The sequence below is a fragment of the Amycolatopsis sp. NPDC051372 genome (genome assembly GCF_040682095.1).
Classification (GTDB): Bacteria; Actinomycetota; Actinomycetes; order Mycobacteriales; family Pseudonocardiaceae; genus Amycolatopsis.
Genome location: NZ_JBFBAF010000020.1, coordinates 99,334 through 114,521, shown reverse-complemented (window position 1 = coordinate 114,521; position 15,188 = coordinate 99,334). Strand labels below are relative to the sequence as shown.

14 protein-coding genes are annotated in these 15,188 nt (G+C 69.3%); 6 read left to right on the top strand and 8 right to left on the bottom strand.

The genetic code is table 11. From position 1 onward, the window contains the following. Nucleotides 1–958: 958 nt before the first annotated feature. Nucleotides 959–2,713 carry an FAD-dependent monooxygenase gene (locus tag AB0M56_RS28535; protein ID WP_364181207.1) on the bottom strand — a complete coding sequence of 585 codons (1,755 nt, stop codon included), beginning with the start codon at nucleotides 2,711–2,713 and terminating at the stop codon, nucleotides 959–961. Nucleotides 2,714–2,829: 116 nt separating this feature from the next. Further along, entirely contained in the window at nucleotides 2,830–3,588 is a 759-nt protein-coding gene (locus AB0M56_RS28530; protein ID WP_364181204.1) for a DeoR/GlpR family DNA-binding transcription regulator, read from the bottom strand. 107 nt (nucleotides 3,589–3,695) lie between these two features. Between AB0M56_RS28530 and AB0M56_RS28525 the strand changes: the two genes are divergently transcribed. The 4 genes from AB0M56_RS28525 to AB0M56_RS28510 all read left to right on the top strand — a co-directional run bounded on the left by AB0M56_RS28525 (nucleotide 3,696) and on the right by AB0M56_RS28510 (nucleotide 7,119). Next, nucleotides 3,696–4,358, top strand: coding sequence for a TetR/AcrR family transcriptional regulator C-terminal domain-containing protein (locus AB0M56_RS28525; RefSeq protein WP_364181202.1), 663 nt, complete (start codon nucleotides 3,696–3,698; stop codon nucleotides 4,356–4,358). 11 nt (nucleotides 4,359–4,369) lie between these two features. Further along, complete coding sequence (locus AB0M56_RS28520) at nucleotides 4,370–5,479, top strand: NAD(P)/FAD-dependent oxidoreductase (RefSeq protein WP_364181199.1); 1,110 nt, start codon at nucleotides 4,370–4,372, stop codon at nucleotides 5,477–5,479. Nucleotides 5,480–5,552: 73 nt separating this feature from the next. Next, nucleotides 5,553–6,746 (top strand): MFS transporter, encoded by a 1,194-nt coding sequence (locus AB0M56_RS28515; protein WP_364181196.1) that lies wholly within the window; start codon nucleotides 5,553–5,555, stop codon nucleotides 6,744–6,746. A gap of 106 nt (nucleotides 6,747–6,852) precedes the next feature. Next, complete coding sequence (locus tag AB0M56_RS28510) at nucleotides 6,853–7,119, top strand: PLD nuclease N-terminal domain-containing protein (protein WP_364181193.1); 267 nt, start codon at nucleotides 6,853–6,855, stop codon at nucleotides 7,117–7,119. 49 nt (nucleotides 7,120–7,168) lie between these two features. Here the strand turns inward: AB0M56_RS28510 and AB0M56_RS28505 are convergent, their stop codons facing one another. Beyond that, nucleotides 7,169–7,687 (bottom strand): lytic polysaccharide monooxygenase auxiliary activity family 9 protein, encoded by a 519-nt coding sequence (locus AB0M56_RS28505; protein WP_364181190.1) that lies wholly within the window; start codon nucleotides 7,685–7,687, stop codon nucleotides 7,169–7,171. Nucleotides 7,688–7,948: 261 nt separating this feature from the next. Here AB0M56_RS28505 and AB0M56_RS28500 point away from each other — a divergent pair, with 261 nt between their 5' ends. Continuing rightward, a complete protein-coding gene (locus AB0M56_RS28500) occupies nucleotides 7,949–9,310 on the top strand; it encodes an NAD-dependent succinate-semialdehyde dehydrogenase (protein WP_364181420.1) in 1,362 nt (453 codons plus the stop codon). 988 nt (nucleotides 9,311–10,298) lie between these two features. Continuing rightward, a complete protein-coding gene (locus AB0M56_RS28495) occupies nucleotides 10,299–10,874 on the top strand; it encodes a hypothetical protein (protein WP_364181187.1) in 576 nt (191 codons plus the stop codon). 5 nt (nucleotides 10,875–10,879) lie between these two features. Here the strand turns inward: AB0M56_RS28495 and AB0M56_RS28490 are convergent, their stop codons facing one another. From AB0M56_RS28490 to AB0M56_RS28470, 5 genes are all read right to left on the bottom strand, one after another. Continuing rightward, nucleotides 10,880–11,473, bottom strand: a complete 594-nt coding sequence (locus AB0M56_RS28490) for a TetR/AcrR family transcriptional regulator (protein ID WP_364181184.1) — start codon at nucleotides 11,471–11,473, stop codon at nucleotides 10,880–10,882. 5 nt (nucleotides 11,474–11,478) lie between these two features. Next, nucleotides 11,479–12,339: an alpha/beta hydrolase gene (locus AB0M56_RS28485; protein ID WP_364181181.1), complete on the bottom strand. Its 861-nt coding sequence runs from the start codon at nucleotides 12,337–12,339 to the stop codon at nucleotides 11,479–11,481. Nucleotides 12,340–12,439: 100 nt separating this feature from the next. Next, entirely contained in the window at nucleotides 12,440–13,633 is a 1,194-nt protein-coding gene (rocD, locus tag AB0M56_RS28480; RefSeq protein ID WP_364181180.1) for an ornithine--oxo-acid transaminase, read from the bottom strand. Between the two features lie 22 nt (nucleotides 13,634–13,655). Continuing rightward, a complete protein-coding gene (locus AB0M56_RS28475) occupies nucleotides 13,656–14,531 on the bottom strand; it encodes an amino acid ABC transporter permease (RefSeq protein WP_364181178.1) in 876 nt (291 codons plus the stop codon). Beyond that, the gene (locus AB0M56_RS28470) at nucleotides 14,528–15,172 is read right to left on the bottom strand and encodes an amino acid ABC transporter permease (protein ID WP_220243445.1); all 645 of its coding nucleotides are present in this window, start codon (nucleotides 15,170–15,172) and stop codon (nucleotides 14,528–14,530) included. The genes AB0M56_RS28475 and AB0M56_RS28470 overlap by 4 nt, the downstream gene beginning before the upstream one ends. Between the last annotated feature and the right edge of the window lie 16 nt (nucleotides 15,173–15,188).

Sequence of the window (15,188 nt, the reverse complement as noted above, 5' to 3'; positions counted from 1 at the left end):
GGCCGGTGCGGGGGTCGCCTCTCGGCGGTTGGCGCGACCCGGCGTCTTGCGACGGTCCGGGAAGGCAGTGGGTGGAGCCCGGGGACACCACCGCACCGGCAAAGTTAGTAACTGCTGCCGACGTGAAGGTATTCCCGATGATCCACAATGGAGGGTGCTGAGGGTGCTCCCGCTCCCGGCTCCGCCGGCTGGGGGCCCGGCGAGCGAGAGCAGGAGCACTGGCGCCCGCCCCGCGCCGCGTTGGGGGAGCGCGAGGCAACGGGGCGGGTGGTCTTACGCCGGCACGGGGGTCGCCTCTCGGCGAGTGACGCCAACCCGGGGCCGGCGAACCGGCTGTCCGGGAAGGTGAGTTGTGGAGCCCGGGGACCCCTCCGTACCGACAGTCAGTACAACGCAGGTGACCACCGAATGTTCCAGGGCCCGCGAGTGACGTGGATCGCGACCGTTCGGGTGATCGCTCGGCCTCGTACCGAGCTACCGGCGTCGCCACGCGGGGCGGGAGCCGTCGGTCGGTCAGCTGCGCCTGCCGGCCGATGAGGGGTGGCCGAATGCGGAAGTCACGGCGGCAGAGGGGAAACGAGCGTCGGCGGACCTTCGCCAGGCGGTGCGCCAGGTGATCCCCGTCGGCGAAGGGTGCTCAGGCGCCACGCGGCTCGGCACCATCGACGCACGGACGGCCCGCGTCGCAGTCGGCAGCGGGCGGGCGCACCGCGCGTGGTCCAGACCGCGGCCGGCAGGTGGCTCACCTTGCTGCCGAAGGCCGGCGACCGCGTGTCGCAAGAGCTCTCCTCCCGGGGCGAGTGAGGGTGGTTGTTTTTGTGGCCCCCTGGGCGCGGAAGGGGGACTACCAGGGGGCCTGGCCCGCCGCCCGGTCGGGGGAATGTCGAGGCTGAGCGGGTTGTCGGTGACACTAGCGGTAGAAGTCGATCTAGGATCAGTCCACGAAACGGTGAATCGATCATGGTGAACACTTACTCCTGGTGATCATGTGTGGTGAGGCGGTTTCGGGCCCCTTCGGGTGCGCCGAACCACGTCGTGAGAGCTTGGCGACGGGCGATCGAGTCAGCTGGTGGGCCGAGCGAGGCTTACGTCGGCATGGCGGTTGGGAGCGGGTCGGCGTCGAGTCCATCGGGCCAGTTCCGGCGAGGCGGATGGCGTGCGCGTCGGGCTGCCCGCCTCGGTTCTGGTGACGTGCGTCAGCTTGGCTCGGGTGCGCGAACCACGTCGTGAGGGCCTCGCGGAGGCCGGCCGGATCGGCGGCTGCGTCGAGAGGCGCGGCCCACGCGATGTGCGCGTCCGGGCGGAGGAGGAGGGCGTCGGCCGGGCGGAGGTGGGTCTTGGCGGTGTGGAGGGCAACGCGGGGAGCCCAGGGTTCGGCAACCGCGCGGAGTTCCGGGCGGTCGGCGAGGTCGACGAACACCGGCCGGCCCGGGCGCACCAGCGAGGCGAGAGACGACGGGCCGTGGTCGGTGGACAGGGGGAAGTCGCGGGCGAAGGTGCCGGCCAGGGGGTGGTCCGAACCGGGCGCCGGGTAGCGCAGGTCTGTGCCGCCGATGGTGGCGGCGAGGCGGCGCAACGGTTGTTCGTCAGTGAGGAGCTCCTGGAACAGCGTGCGAAGCGCGTCGGCGGCGGGGTCGTGGCCGCGGCGCAGGGCGGCCTGTGCGCTGGTCTGCAGGAGGGCGCGGGAGCCGGCGTAGTGGCGTTCGGCGTGGTAGCTGTCGAGCAGGCCGGGCGGCGCCCAACCTTGCACGGCCGCGGCGAGTTTCCACGCCAGGTTGACCGAGTCGAGCATGCCGAGGTTGAGCGACGCCCCCGAGGAAGCAAGCAGGTGCGCCGCGTCGCCGGCCACGAAGACGCGCCCAACCCGATACCGGGCGACCTGCCGGCCCTGCCACTGGTAGCGCGACAGGCGGCGCACCTCACCGAGGGGCAGCGAACCGCCGAGTACGCGACGGATGCTGGCTTGGAACTCGGCCTCGGTCATCGGGCTGAGGTCGTCGTACTCGGTCGCTTCCTCCTCGACGGTGTTGATCAGCAGAACCTCCGGCCCGATCGCGCCCAACGCGAAGACCCCGCCGTCGGTCCGCGTGAAACCCTGGCGCAGCAATCCCAGTCCGGGTACGTCCAGGTCACCGTTCTCCAGCCGGCTCACCGAATCCGGCACCGTCGCCTCGACGAGCCGGTTCACCTCCGGGTACGTCGTGCCCGGGAACGGCAGGCCCAGCAACTCGCGGACGCGGCTGCGGCCGCCGTCGCACCCCACGACGTAGCGAGCAGTGACCCGGTACGGCCCGTCGGGGCCACGCACGTCCACTGCCACCGCGGCGTCTTCGCGAAGGCCGACAACTTCGTGCCCCTCCCGCAGCTGCACCCCGAGCTCCGCCGCGTACTCGGCGAGCGTGCGTTCGAGCACCGGCTGCGGGATGCCCAGCGCGTGGTACGCCGGCTCGGCCAGGTGCGAGAGGCCCAGCTCCATCCCGCCGAACGGCAGCGACGGCGCCGCGTGCACCGGGGAAGCGGCAGCTTCGAGCCGCTCCAGCACCCCGCGGTAGCGCAGCAGCTCCACGATTCGGCCGCCGACACCGTTGGCCCGCGGTACTTCCCGGCGTCGCGGCTGGCGCTCCAGCACCAGCGGCCGCACCCCGGCCAGGCGCAGCTCGGCGGCCAGGACCAGGCCGGCCGCACCGGCACCCACGATGATCACGTCGTGCACTTCGTACCCCCATTTCGCTGACAGCCGCCGATTCTGCGGCACGACGGGGGTCTTGCGGCAAGCCCTGGGGTGCGCTATAGCTTGAGAGTGGGAGACGTCCAGTGTGGACGGATCCCTCACGCCACCCGGACCTCGACGCCGGCTTGGCGAAACCGTTCCAGTGCCTCCGAAGGCGCCCCGGCGTCCGTGACCAGCACGTCCACGTCCTCCATGCCGCACACGGTCGCCAACGCGGTGCGCGAGAACTTGGCACTCTCGGCAACCAGCACCGTGCGCCGCGAAGACCGCTTCGCGGCGCGCTTCACGGCGGCGTCCTGCAGGTCGTGGGCGGTCACGCCGTCGTCGGGTGACAGGCCGCAGCACGTGAGCACGAAGGCGTCGAACCGTAGCGCCGCGAGGGCGGCCTCGGTGATCGGCCCGACCATCGAGCCCTCGCCGAAGCGCGTGGTCCCGCCGGGCAACAGCAGGTTCACCGACGAGCTGGTGGCCAGCACCGTCGCGCTCGGCAGCGCGAGCGGCATCACCGTCAGACGCCGGCCGGTGAGGGCGCGGGCGACCGCGAGCCCGCTCGTGCCGCTGTCGACGACCACGGCCTCGCCGTCGCGCACCAGCCCGCTCACCACGGCCGCGATGCGGTCCTTCGCCGCCGCGGACTCCACCTCGCGCAGCGCGAACGGCAGCTCCTCACCGCGCATCAGCAGGCTCACCGCGCCACCCCGCACGCGGCGCAGCGTGCCCTGCTCGGCCAGTGAGTCGAGGTCGCGCCGGATGGTCACCTCCGACGTGTCCAGCTCGCCGGCCAGCTCACCGACGTCGACGCGGCCGTCGCGCCGGAGCCGTTCGAGGATGCGTTCGTGCCGGGGGTTGCCTCGCATGACTGCCGAACTTACCTCTCTTTCGTTCGAAAGGCCGGGGCGTCTGTGACGACGAACATGTTCGTTACGATCTTGTTCGGAACGAACATGTTCGTTAACGTGAAGTCATGACCGCACCACGCAGCCGCCGGGAACGTCCGGCCAAGCCGGCTCTCACCCGGGCCGGAATCATCACCGCCGCGCTCGCGATCCTGCGCGCCGAAGGCCTGTCCCGGCTGACGATGCGCCGGCTCGCGCAGGAGCTCGACACCGGTGCGGCGTCGCTGTACGTCTACGTCCGCAACACCGTGGAGCTCCACGCCGCGGTGCTCGACGAGCTGCTCGGCGAGGTCGAGCCTGCGCCGTCGGCCGGGACGTGGGCGGAGCGGCTCGAAGCCGTGCTCGGCTCGTACACGGCGGTGTTGTTCCGCTATCCCGGGCTGGCGCAATCGGCGCTCGTGGCCCGCCCGCGCGGGGACAACTACCTGCGGCTGGTGGACACGGTGCTCGCGTTGCTCGCCGAGGGCGAGGTGCCGAGCGCGCAGGCGGCATGGGGCGTCGACCTGCTGCTCCAGCTCGCCACGGCGACGGCGGCCGAACACGCCGACGAGCGCCCCGAAGACCGCGAGGAATGGCGGGCACTGGCGGCCGTCATCCACGACGCGTCACCCGAGAAGTACCCGCACCTGGCCGCCGCCGGATCCGACTTGCTGTCCGGCGAGCCCGGGCAGCGGCTGTCCTGGGCGTTTCGCGCGCTGATCGCCGGAATCGCAGCCATCCCACGAACCTGAGGGGAACGACCATGAAGATCACCATCATCGGGGCCGGCCTCGGCGGGCTGACGCTCGCGTCCGTGCTCCACCGCAACGGCATCGAGGCCACGGTGTTGGACCTCGACGCGTCGGCGTCGGCCCGCACGCAGGGCGGGATGCTCGACATCCACGAGGAAACGGGCCAGGCCGCGTTGCGCGCCGCCGGCCTGTACGAGGAGTTCTTGCCGCTGATCCACCGCGGCGGGGAGGCCATGCGCGTGCTGGACCGGCACGCGGTGGTGCGAATGTCCGAAGAGGACGATGGTCAGGGGGCCCGGCCGGAGGTCGAACGCGGTGCTTTGCGCGACCTGCTGCTCTCGTCGCTGCCGGAGGGCACCGTCCGCTGGGGCGCCAAGGTGGTTTCGGCCCGTCCGCTTGGTGATGGCCGGCACGAGGTCGCGCTGGCCGACGGTTCGACGCTGGAGACCGACGTGCTCGTCGGGGCCGACGGAGCGTGGTCGCGGATCCGGCCGCTCGTCTCGGCCGAGGTACCCGCGTACACCGGGATTTCCTTCGTGGAACTGGATCTGCTGGACGTCGCGGCGAAGCACCCGGAGAGCGCGGCGCTCGTCGGCGGGGGAATGTTCATGGCGCTCGGGCCGGGCAAGGGGATTCTGGCGCACCGCGAGCCGGACGGCAGCGTGCACGTCTACGTCGCTCTCCAGGTGCCCGAAGGCTGGGTTGCCTCGCTCCATCTGTCGGACGCGGCCGCGAAGCTGTCGCAAGAATTCGCCGGCTGGGCCCCGGAACTGAAGGCGTTGATCGAGTCGGCCGACGGTGATCTGGTGCCGCGGCCGATCCACGCGCTGCCGGTGGGCCACGAGTGGGCGCGCGTGCCCGGCGTGACGCTGGTGGGCGACGCGGCGCACGTGATGTCGCCGTTCGCCGGCGAGGGCGCGAACCTGGCGATGATCGACGGTGCGGAGCTGGCGTTGGCCCTGGTCGAGTCCGATGGCGATGTCGAGGCGGCCCTGGCGCAGTACGAGAAGGCCCTGTTCCCGCGCAGCGAGGAAGCCGCGCGGGGTTCGGCGGAGAACCTGGTGACGTCGTTCGCCGAGAACACGCCCGACGGTGTGCTTGCCGTTTTCGAAGGCCACTGACCGGGAATCCCGGCGACCGCGGCCAGGGTGATCGTTACGCTCGGGGGTTCGTCGAACGGGGGGATGACCTGGCGTGCGGAGCCGTGGTGGGGCGGTGCTGCTGGCGGCCCTGGTGGTCGACTCGGTGGGGAACGGGTTGTTCCAGCCGCTGTCGGTGTTGTTCTTCGCGAAGCTGACCACGGTGCCGTTGGCGCTGATCGGCGTGCTGCTCAGCGCGGCGAACGCGCTGACGCTGCCGGTGCCGCTGATCGCCGGGCGGCTGGCCGACCGGATGGGTCCGTGGGTGCTGGTGGTCGTCGCGCAGGGTGCGCAAGGCATCGGGTTTCTGCTGTTCACGCGCGTGACCGGGCCCGTCGGCATCTTCCTCAGCGCCGCGCTCGTGGCGATCGGGGTGCGGTTCTTCTGGTCGTCGGTGTTCACCGCGGTCGCGGATTTCGTGGACGGCAGCGAGAAACCGCGGAGCAAGGACTCCTGGTTCGCGTGGATGAACGTGACCCGCACGGCCGGACTGGCCATCGGCGGCCTGATCACCGGCGTCGTGGTCACGATCGGCACCCCGGAGGCGTATCGCGCGATCGCGTATGGCTCGGCGGCCTGCTTTCTCTGCGCGGGCGCGGCGATCGCGGTGCGCGTGCGGGCGCCGCGGCGCGCGGAAGGTGACGCCGGCGGGTACCGGAGGATGCTGCGGGCGCGGCCGTTCCTGGCGTTCACCGGGCTGAACGCGGTGTTCGCGTTGACCAGCATGATGCTGGCGCTGGGGTTGCCGGTGTTCGTGACCGTGGGGCTTCACGGTCCGCCGTGGCTCGCGCCCGCGATGCTGGTGGGGAACACCGTGCTGCTCACGATCCTCACCGCGCCGGCGGTGCGGCTGGTGTCGCCGCTGCGCAGGACGCGCGTGCTGATGGCCTCGGCGGTGCTGTGGGCGGCGTGGTGCCTGGCGTTCGCGCTGCTGGTGCCGGGGCAGCTCGGGTGGGTGGTGCCGGTGCTGCTGGGTGCGACGTTCCTGTTCACCGCGGCCGAGACCGTGCACGGTCCGGTGTCGCAGTCACTGGCCACGGAGCTGTCGCCGCCCGCCGCGCGAGGGCGTTACCTGGCGGTGTTCCAGTACTCGTTCACGGTCGCGAGCCTGGTGGCGCCGGCGTTTTTCACCACGTTGTTCGAGGTCGGGTACTGGCTGCCGTGGCTGGTCCTGGGCGTGGTGAACGTGTTCGCGGCGCTGGCCATGCGGTTGCTGGAGCGCGTGATCCCCGTTGCCGCTACTACTTAAGGATTACGTGGGACGAGCCGTCGAGCCGATTCGGGCCCGCGGCGCGCGCTCTCATACTGGACCCATCGCGTCCGATGTGGACCGACGAGAACCAGGGAGAGGACCGATGACCATCCCCACCGCGCTGGCCGCCGCAGCCCAGGACGGCCCCCACGCCGCGAACATCGCCGTTGCCGTCGGGATCATCGCGTTGATCCTGACCCCGGTGGTGTTCTTCCTCGCCGCGCTCGTCAGCGTGCTCGGGAGCCCGCTGGGCGGCGGGATGAAGCTGGTGTGGGTCGTGTTCGCGTTCTGCGCGCCGTTCCTCGGACCGCTGCTGTGGTTCCTGGTCGGGCGGCGCAGCGCCGAGGCCGGGGCGTATCGCCGAGTCTGATGTGGACGAAAGCGGCGGACGGGCTTCCGAGGCCCGTCCGCCGCTGTCGTCAGCTCACCTGCAGGTCGACGCAGGAGTAGAACGCGTTGACGGTGTCGGCGATGTTCCAGATCGCCAGCACGGTCTGGCGGCCTGTGCGGTTGCCCAGGTTGACCGAGTGCGACACAGTGGCCGGCGGCACCTGGTTGTTGCCGCTGAAGCTCGCGATGCGCGTGTTGCCGATGTAGTACTCGTAGGTGCTGGTCTTGTGCCGGGCGGTGAACGTCCAGTTGAACGTGACCGTGCGGCCGGTCGCGGTGGCGCGCCAGGACTTGCTGTTGTCGTTGAGTTCGGCGAAGCGCGCGACGCCGCCGTTGCAGGTGCGCTGGCCCTTCGGGCCTTCCACGCTCTGCGGTTCCCACTTGATGTCGCCGCAGGACACGATGTTCTGCGCGCATTGCGCCTGCCGGCTCGCGGGTGCGTTGACGTAGCCGTGGGCGCTGGCCGTGCCCACGGGGCCGACCAGCACGATCACGGGCGCGATCGCCGCACCGGCGAGGGCGGCCACGAGCTTGCGGTTCGTTTTCATACCGGGCTCCTTCGACAGCGGTGCCCGCTCCCACGGATGGCCTTGGACGGGCGCGATCGAGCCGCCGCGTGGGAGGTGCGCGGGCGGGGAAGGGGAGAATGTGGTCTAGACCATACTGGAAACCGGGCGCTTCGGTCAAGAGGTCGCAAACCTCTGGAGTAGTCGGACGACCTTCGCCGGGCTAGTGCATACTGTATGCAGTTTGGTAGCCTGAGCACGTCCGACCGCTTCGTTCCGTCGAACACGGAGGCTCTCGCCGCGATGTACACCGTCACCGACCCGGCCACGGGTGAACTGATCGAGCAGATCGAGAACTCCACCGACCAGGAGGTGCGCGACGCGATCGCCCGAGTCCACCGCGGCTACCTGTCCTGGCGGGAACGCCCGGTCGCCGAACGCGCCGAGATCGTCGCGCGCGCGGGCGAGCTGTTCGCCGAACGGTCCGACGAGCTCGCCGCCATCATGACCCTCGAGATGGGCAAGCGCGTCAACGAGGGCCGCGGCGAGGTCGGCATCGTCGTGGACATCTTCTCCTACTACGCCGAACACGGCCCCTCTCTCATTGCCGACGAGCCGTTGAAAATTCGAGACGGCGACGCCGTGATCCGGAAAGAGCCGATCGGCGCACTGCTCGGCGTGATGCCGTGGAACTTCCCGATGTACCAGGTCGCGCGCTTCGTCGCGCCGAACCTGGTGCTGGGCAACACCATCCTGCTCAAGCACGCGTCCATCTGCCCGCGCTCGGCCGTCGCGATCGAGCAGGTCCTGCGCGACGCCGGTGTGCCGGAAGACGCGTACGTCAACGTTTTCGCCTCGTCGCGCCAGGTCCCGTCGATCCTCGCGGACCCGCGCATCGTCGGGGTTTCACTGACGGGCAGCGAACAGGCCGGCATCTCGGTGGCCGCCGAGGCGGGGCGGAACCTCAAGCGCTGCGTCCTCGAACTGGGCGGCTCGGACCCGCTGATCGTCCTCGACACGGACGACCTGGACGAGACGGTGAACGCCGTGGCCACGGCCCGCATGCGCAACTGCGGCCAGTCTTGCAACGCGCCCAAGCGGATCATTGTCGTGGGGGAGCTGTACGACTCGTTCGTGGAGAAGCTGACCGCGCGGGTGGCTGCTTTCTACCTGCCTGGCGACCCTTCCGACCCTTCGACGAAGCTGCCGCCCCTGGCCTCGGTCTCCGCCGCCGACGAGGTTTTCGAACAGGTGGAGACGGCCGTGCGCCAGGGCGCGGTTCTGCGCACGGGCGGCCACCGCGTCGACGGCCCGGGCGCCTACCTGGAGGCCACCGTCCTCACCGACGTGACCCCCGACATGGACGCCTACCGCGACGAAATCTTCGGCCCCGTATTCCTGCTGTTCCCGGCCGCTTCCGACGAGGAAGCCATCTCCATCGCCAACGACTCCCCCTTCGGCCTGGGCGCCAGCGTCTTCGGCACCGACCCGGCCCGCATGCGCACCGTGGCGAATCGGATCGAGTCGGGGATGGTGTATTTCAACAAGTCGGGTGGGTCGCAGGCGGATCTGCCCTTCGGCGGGATCAAGCGGTCCGGGATGGGCCGGGAGCTGGGTCCGTTGGGGATCGAGGAATTCATGAACAAGAAATCTATACGCCTCTGATGTCGGAGGATTGTCAGTGCTGGCGCCGTCGGGCTGTCTTGGATCTCGGACAGGCCGACAGCGCTCGAAACTCGGCAAGCGCCGTGGGCGCCGCTGAGTTTCAGGACCGTTCACCGATGGTCGGACTTTGAACTCGATTGGCCTCTTGATCATCCGTTCGATATCTTGTTGCCAGATCCTCCTGATCATACTGTTGAATGTGTTCGCGGGGAGTCAGTGTCGTAGCGTGAATGGCGTGGGGCGGACCTGAGCGCTGCCGATTCTGATTTCGCATGTCTGACGTTCGTGCGGGGGAATCGTGAATAGACGTGTTATTTTCCTGGCGGTCGTGTCGACCTGTGTCACGTTGGTCGCGTCGCCGATTGACATCGCGTACGCAGCTGCTGGCAGGCTATCCACTCATGAGGCCGCTGTGCCCGGTCTTGAGCCCCCAGGTGCCGCGGCCAACCTCGTCTACCTGGACGGCAACGGCCGGAAGATTTCGGAGCCTGGCCAGCTTCCGACGGCCAGCGATTCGGACTCGAGCCCCGGTTTTTACTCTGCTGCCATCGGATGCGCACCGGAGAGTGGCCGGGACAACCCGCATTACTCGTCAGGTGACGTGTCGGGACACGGGTGGTGGAAAAAGGGAAGCTGCACAGCGGACACCGCTACGGTGTACAACTGCCTGTACGAGTTCTACACCGACGATACCTACCGACAGAAGGCTTGTGCACCGTCAAGGGTCTTGAGGCCTTACACCGGAAGTGGGGATCGCACCGTGGCGCGCGCGACGTGCAACCGACTGCGGGGCTCATTTCGTGGCGGAATCACGTCGACGTTGACGTCGACGGGCAGATCGACACCGCCGAGCAGCCTTACAACCAAGCGAACGTGAACTGCTTCGTGTCTTGAGGCACCGCGCCTCTTGCTTCCGCCAGCGTATGATCTTGTTTCGGTAATGTGTGCAGGGCGAGTCCGGCACACGAACGGGTGGACAAGGAGTACTGTGACCCTGGAGTACGAAGCGGATACCAGCGTCGCGCACTGGCTCCTAGAGTCAGGAACCCCCGATGGCCAGCTGATGCTCTTCGGCCCAACGGGTTACGAAGCCTACGCCCGCATCCGCTTTATCCCCGACCCCACGGAGCCGAGGCAGCAAGAGGCCGACGTGCGGCTCCCGCTCGACCACAAGCCCGACCTGTGGCAGACCCAGCGGGTGATCCACCGGCTCGCCGGGTTCACCACCGCCAAAGATGGCTACTTCTGCGTCTGGGAGGGCTACTCCGACCTGCCGCTGCCCACCTACCACGACCTCTTCGAGCTGCCCCACCGGCGATACGCGATCTTCAAGGGACCTTTGACCGCCATCGACGACTGGGCCGACGAACTCGGCTCCGGGCAGCCGATCGCGCCGCCCGCGTTCGTGTGGCCGGGGGATCGGGCGTGGTGCGTAGCGGTGGACGTGGATCCGCACTGGGCCGGGGTGGGAGCCGCGAGCGAAGCGATCCAAGCACTGACAAATGACTCAGACCTCGACGCAGTCGAAGCAAACCCGGAGCAACGCCAGCCGCAGTACGGGTAACAACGTCACTTCCTGCGGATCAGCCCGCCGAGCCAGCCCGCGAGCACCGTTTGCGTTTCCGCGCGCACAGCGGTCGGGTCGTCGGCTGCGGCGATCATGCGCGCGGCTTCCATCACGGTGCTGAGGATGAGCTGGGCCAGGGTCCGGATGGGCACGTCGACGATCAGCTCCTCCGCGTGGGCGCGTGACAGTGAAGTCACCAGCAAGCCCAGCCCGTGTTCGCCCTCGATTTCGCGCCAGACGTCCCAGCCGAGGACGGCAGGGGCGTCGGTGAGGGAGATGCGCTGGACCTCTTCGCGCAGACAGGCGTCCAGGAACACGCCGAGGGCGGTAGTCATGCCGGTCAGGGGATCGACGCCCGAGGTCATCACCGCGGCGACCTCGGCGGTGAGCTCGATCTCGACCTCCTCCACGACCGCGCGGAACAACCCGACTTTGTCGCCGAAGTGGTGGTAGAGCGCGCCGCGGGTGACGCCGGCCGTGCGGGTGATCTCTTCGGCCGGCACGTCGTGGTAGCCGCGCGTGCCGAAGAGCTCGCGGGCGGCGCCGACGAGGGCCGCGCGCGTGCTGTCGGAACGTTCCTGCTGAGTGCGTCTCACCCGGCCTAATCTGCCATGACGCTCGCGAACTCGACGATGTGCCCGGCGAGCACGTCGGGCTGGTCCTCCGGGACGAAGGTGTACGAGTCGGCGATCTCCACAACGCGAGCGTTCGGCAGCAGTTCGGCCAGCCGGTAGGCGAAGCGCACCGGAAACAGCTTGTCCTCCGAAGCCCAGGCCAACAAAACCGGCCGCGAGAAGGACCGCAGCTTTTCCGCGGCCGCCAAGGTGTGCCGGGGGTTCACCGAGCGCAGCAGCTTGCGCAGGTCACGCCGCACGCCCGAAGACGCCCGCAGGTGAAGCAGATAAGACTCCGCCACCGAAGGGGCAAGCGGCTTCTTCGCCACCCACCCGAACAACAGCGGCAACGGCCACAACGCCCGAACCCGCAACAGCTGCCCCAGCACCGCCATCGAACCCGGCACCTTCGCCACCACCGGCAGCGGTTTGAAGATCGGCGGGAAGAAGTACTCGAAGCTGTCCGACGGCGTCAGCACCACTCGCGCGACACGCGACGGGTAGCGGGAAAGCAGGATCTGCGTCACCGCGCCGCCGGTGTCGTTGGCGACGAGCGTGACGTCGTGCAGGTCGAGGGTCTCGAGGAAGTCGCCCAGCAGGGTCGCCATGCCCGGGGCGCTCAGGTCGGCGTCGGCGCGCATCGGGATCTCGTGGGCGCCCATCGGCAGATCCGGGGTCAGGCAACGGAATCCGGCGTCGGCGACGGCGGGCACGACCTTGCGCCACAGTAGCGCGTTGGTGAGCACCCCGTGCACGAAGACGACCGGTTGCCCGGCACCGCGTTCGTAGTAGCGCACCTCGCCCTGCGGCAGGCGGATGCGGTGGTCCTGTCCGAGTGAGGAAGTCATGCGACCAAGATACATACATACAGTCTGTATGTAAATGCGACGGGAACATGACTGTGCCCGCCGCACCCGGAAGAGGGTGCGACGGGCACAGGGGGATGGGTCAGGAAAGTTCGGCAGCCAGCTGGGAAACGCCCCAGCGCAGGTCCTCTTCGGACACCACGAGCGGCGGCGCCAGCCGGATCGTGCTGCCGTGCGCGTCCTTCGCCAGCACGCCACGGCGAAGCAGGCCTTCGCAGACGTCGCGGCCCGTGCGGTCGCGCACGTCGATGCCGGCCCACAAGCCGCGCACCCGCACCGCGTCGACCGCCGACGAAGGCAACTCGGCCAAGGCAGCAGCAAAGACCCGGCCCAGCTCCTCCGCCCGGCGCTGCGGCTCACCGGTCTTCAGCTTCCGCACCACTGCCGTCCCGACAGCGCACGCGAGCGGGTTGCCGCCGAACGTGCTGCCGTGCTCGCCCGGCCGGAACACGCCCAGCACGTCACGGCTGGACACCACGGCCGACACCGGCAAGATGCCGCCGCCCAGCGCCTTGCCCAGCACGTACATGTCGGGTACGACGTCCTCGTGGTCACACGCGAACGTGCGCCCGGTCCGCCCGAGGCCCGACTGGATCTCGTCGGCGACGAACAGCACCTGAGCGGCAGAGCAAATGGCGCGAACCTCGCGCAGATACCCCGAAGGCGGCAGCACCACACCGCCCTCGCCCTGGATCGGCTCGATCAGCACCGCCACCGTGTCCTCGTCCACCGCCGCACGCAGCGCCTCAGCGTCGCCGAACGGCACGGTCACGAACCCCGGCGTGAACGGTCCGTGGTCGGCGGTGGCCTCGGGGTCGTCCGAGAACCCGACGATGGTCACAGTGCGGCCGTGGAAGTTGCCGCCCGCCACCACGATCTTCGCGCGCCCGGCCGGCACGCCCTTCACGCGGTAGCCCCACTTGCGCGCCGTCTTGATGGCCGTCTCCACGGCCTCGGCGCCGGTGTTCATCGGCAGCACCATCTCCATGCCGCACAGCTCGGCGAGCTCGGAGGCGAAGGTGCCCAGCTGGTTGTGGTGGAAGGCGCGGCTGGTCAGGGTCAGCCGGTTGAGCTGAGCGTGGGCGACGGCCAGCAGCTCGTCGTCACCGTGGCCGAAGTTGAGGGCGCTGTAGCCCGCGAGCAGGTCGAGGTAGCGCCGGCCTTCGACGTCGGTCACCCACGCGCCCTTGCCTTCCGTGAGCACCACGGGCAGCGGGTGGTAGTTGTGGGCCAGTGCGGCTTCGGCGCGTTCGATCTCTTCGCCGGTGATGGACATTTCTCTCCGCTTCGAAAAAAAATCAGACGAGGGTTCCGGCCGGCTGCGAGGCCGCCGGCTCGGGTTCGGGCTCCGGCGCCGGCCGGTCCGGGCGGCGCCGGACCTTCTTCGGCCGGTCGAGCAGCTCGGCGACGCGGGAGAGCCCGAAGTTGATGACGATGTAGATGACCGCGGTGAACGCGTAGGTCTGCACGAAGTTGGCGTTGTACTCGCCGATCACCTGCCCGTCGCGCAGCAGCTCCGGGTAGCCGACGACGTAGCCGAGACTCGATTCCTTCAGCGTGCGGATCACCTGCGTGACCAGCGCCGGCCGCAGCGACCGGAACACCTGGGGCAGCACGACCAGCACCATCGTCTGCCCGCGGCGCAGCCCGATCGCCGCGGCGGCGTCGAACTGACCGCGGTCGAGCGAGTTGACGCCGGCGCGGACGATCTCGGCGAAAACCGCCCCGGCGTGCAGCACGATCGGGATGGTCAGCACCCAGAACGGCGGGAGGTTCCAGCCGAACATGGGCAGGCCGATGAGGAAGAAGTACACGAGCAGGATCAGCGGGATCGCGCGGAAGAGCTCGATCAGCCCGGCGCACGGGATCGAGACCCACTTGTGCGTGGACAGCCGGCCGAGGCCCATCAGCGTGCCGAACACCAGGGAGATCGCGGCGCCGGTGAGGCCGACCTCCAACGTGGTCAGCAGGCCCTGCAGCAGGTAGCGGATGTTCGACCACTCGATGAGCGGCGCCCACAGGCGCGCGGTGAGCTGCTGCACGTGAGCGAGCTGGGCGATGGCGCCGCCGACGACACCGATCAGCGCGATGACGGCCACGACGGTGGCGATCTTCAGCCGCTTCTGGCCTCGGGGCCCGAGTTCGTCGAAAAGGGCGGGGGAGCGCGACTTCATCGTCGGATGCGAACCTTCCGTTCGACGACGCCGGTCAGCTGGCCGATCGTCAGGGTGATCAGGAGGTAGCCGATGACCGCGGCGATGAAGGTCGGGATCGGCTGGGCGAAGTCGAGGTTGAACTGACGCGCCGAACCGGTGAGCTCCTGCACGCCGACCGCCGCGCCGAGTGCCGAACCGAGGCACACGTTGATCAGGATGTTGCCCAGTGGCTGCACCATCGACCGGAACGCCTGCGGCAGCACGACCTGCCGCAGGACGCCGGAGAACGTGAGGCCGATGGCGCGCGCCGCCTCGATCTGGCCGAGCGGCACGCCGGCGATGCCGGAGCGCACCGTTTCGCAGATGTAGGCGCCGAAGTACAACCCCAGCCCCAGCACGACCGACCCGAACAGCGGGACGGTCGCGCCGAGGTAGGGCAGGCCGAAGACCACCATGACCATCACGAGCAGCATCGGCGAGTTGCGCAGGCAGTGCACGTAGAACCCGGCGGCCGCCCGCAGCGGCCCGATCGGGCTGACGCGGCAGACACCCAGCAGGGTGCCGATCACCAGCGCCAGCGGAAACGCGATCGCGGCCAGCTCGAGGGTCGTCAGCAGACCGGTCAGCAGCTCACCGAGGTGCGCGAAGAGCACGGACATGGGGTCTCCGATTTCG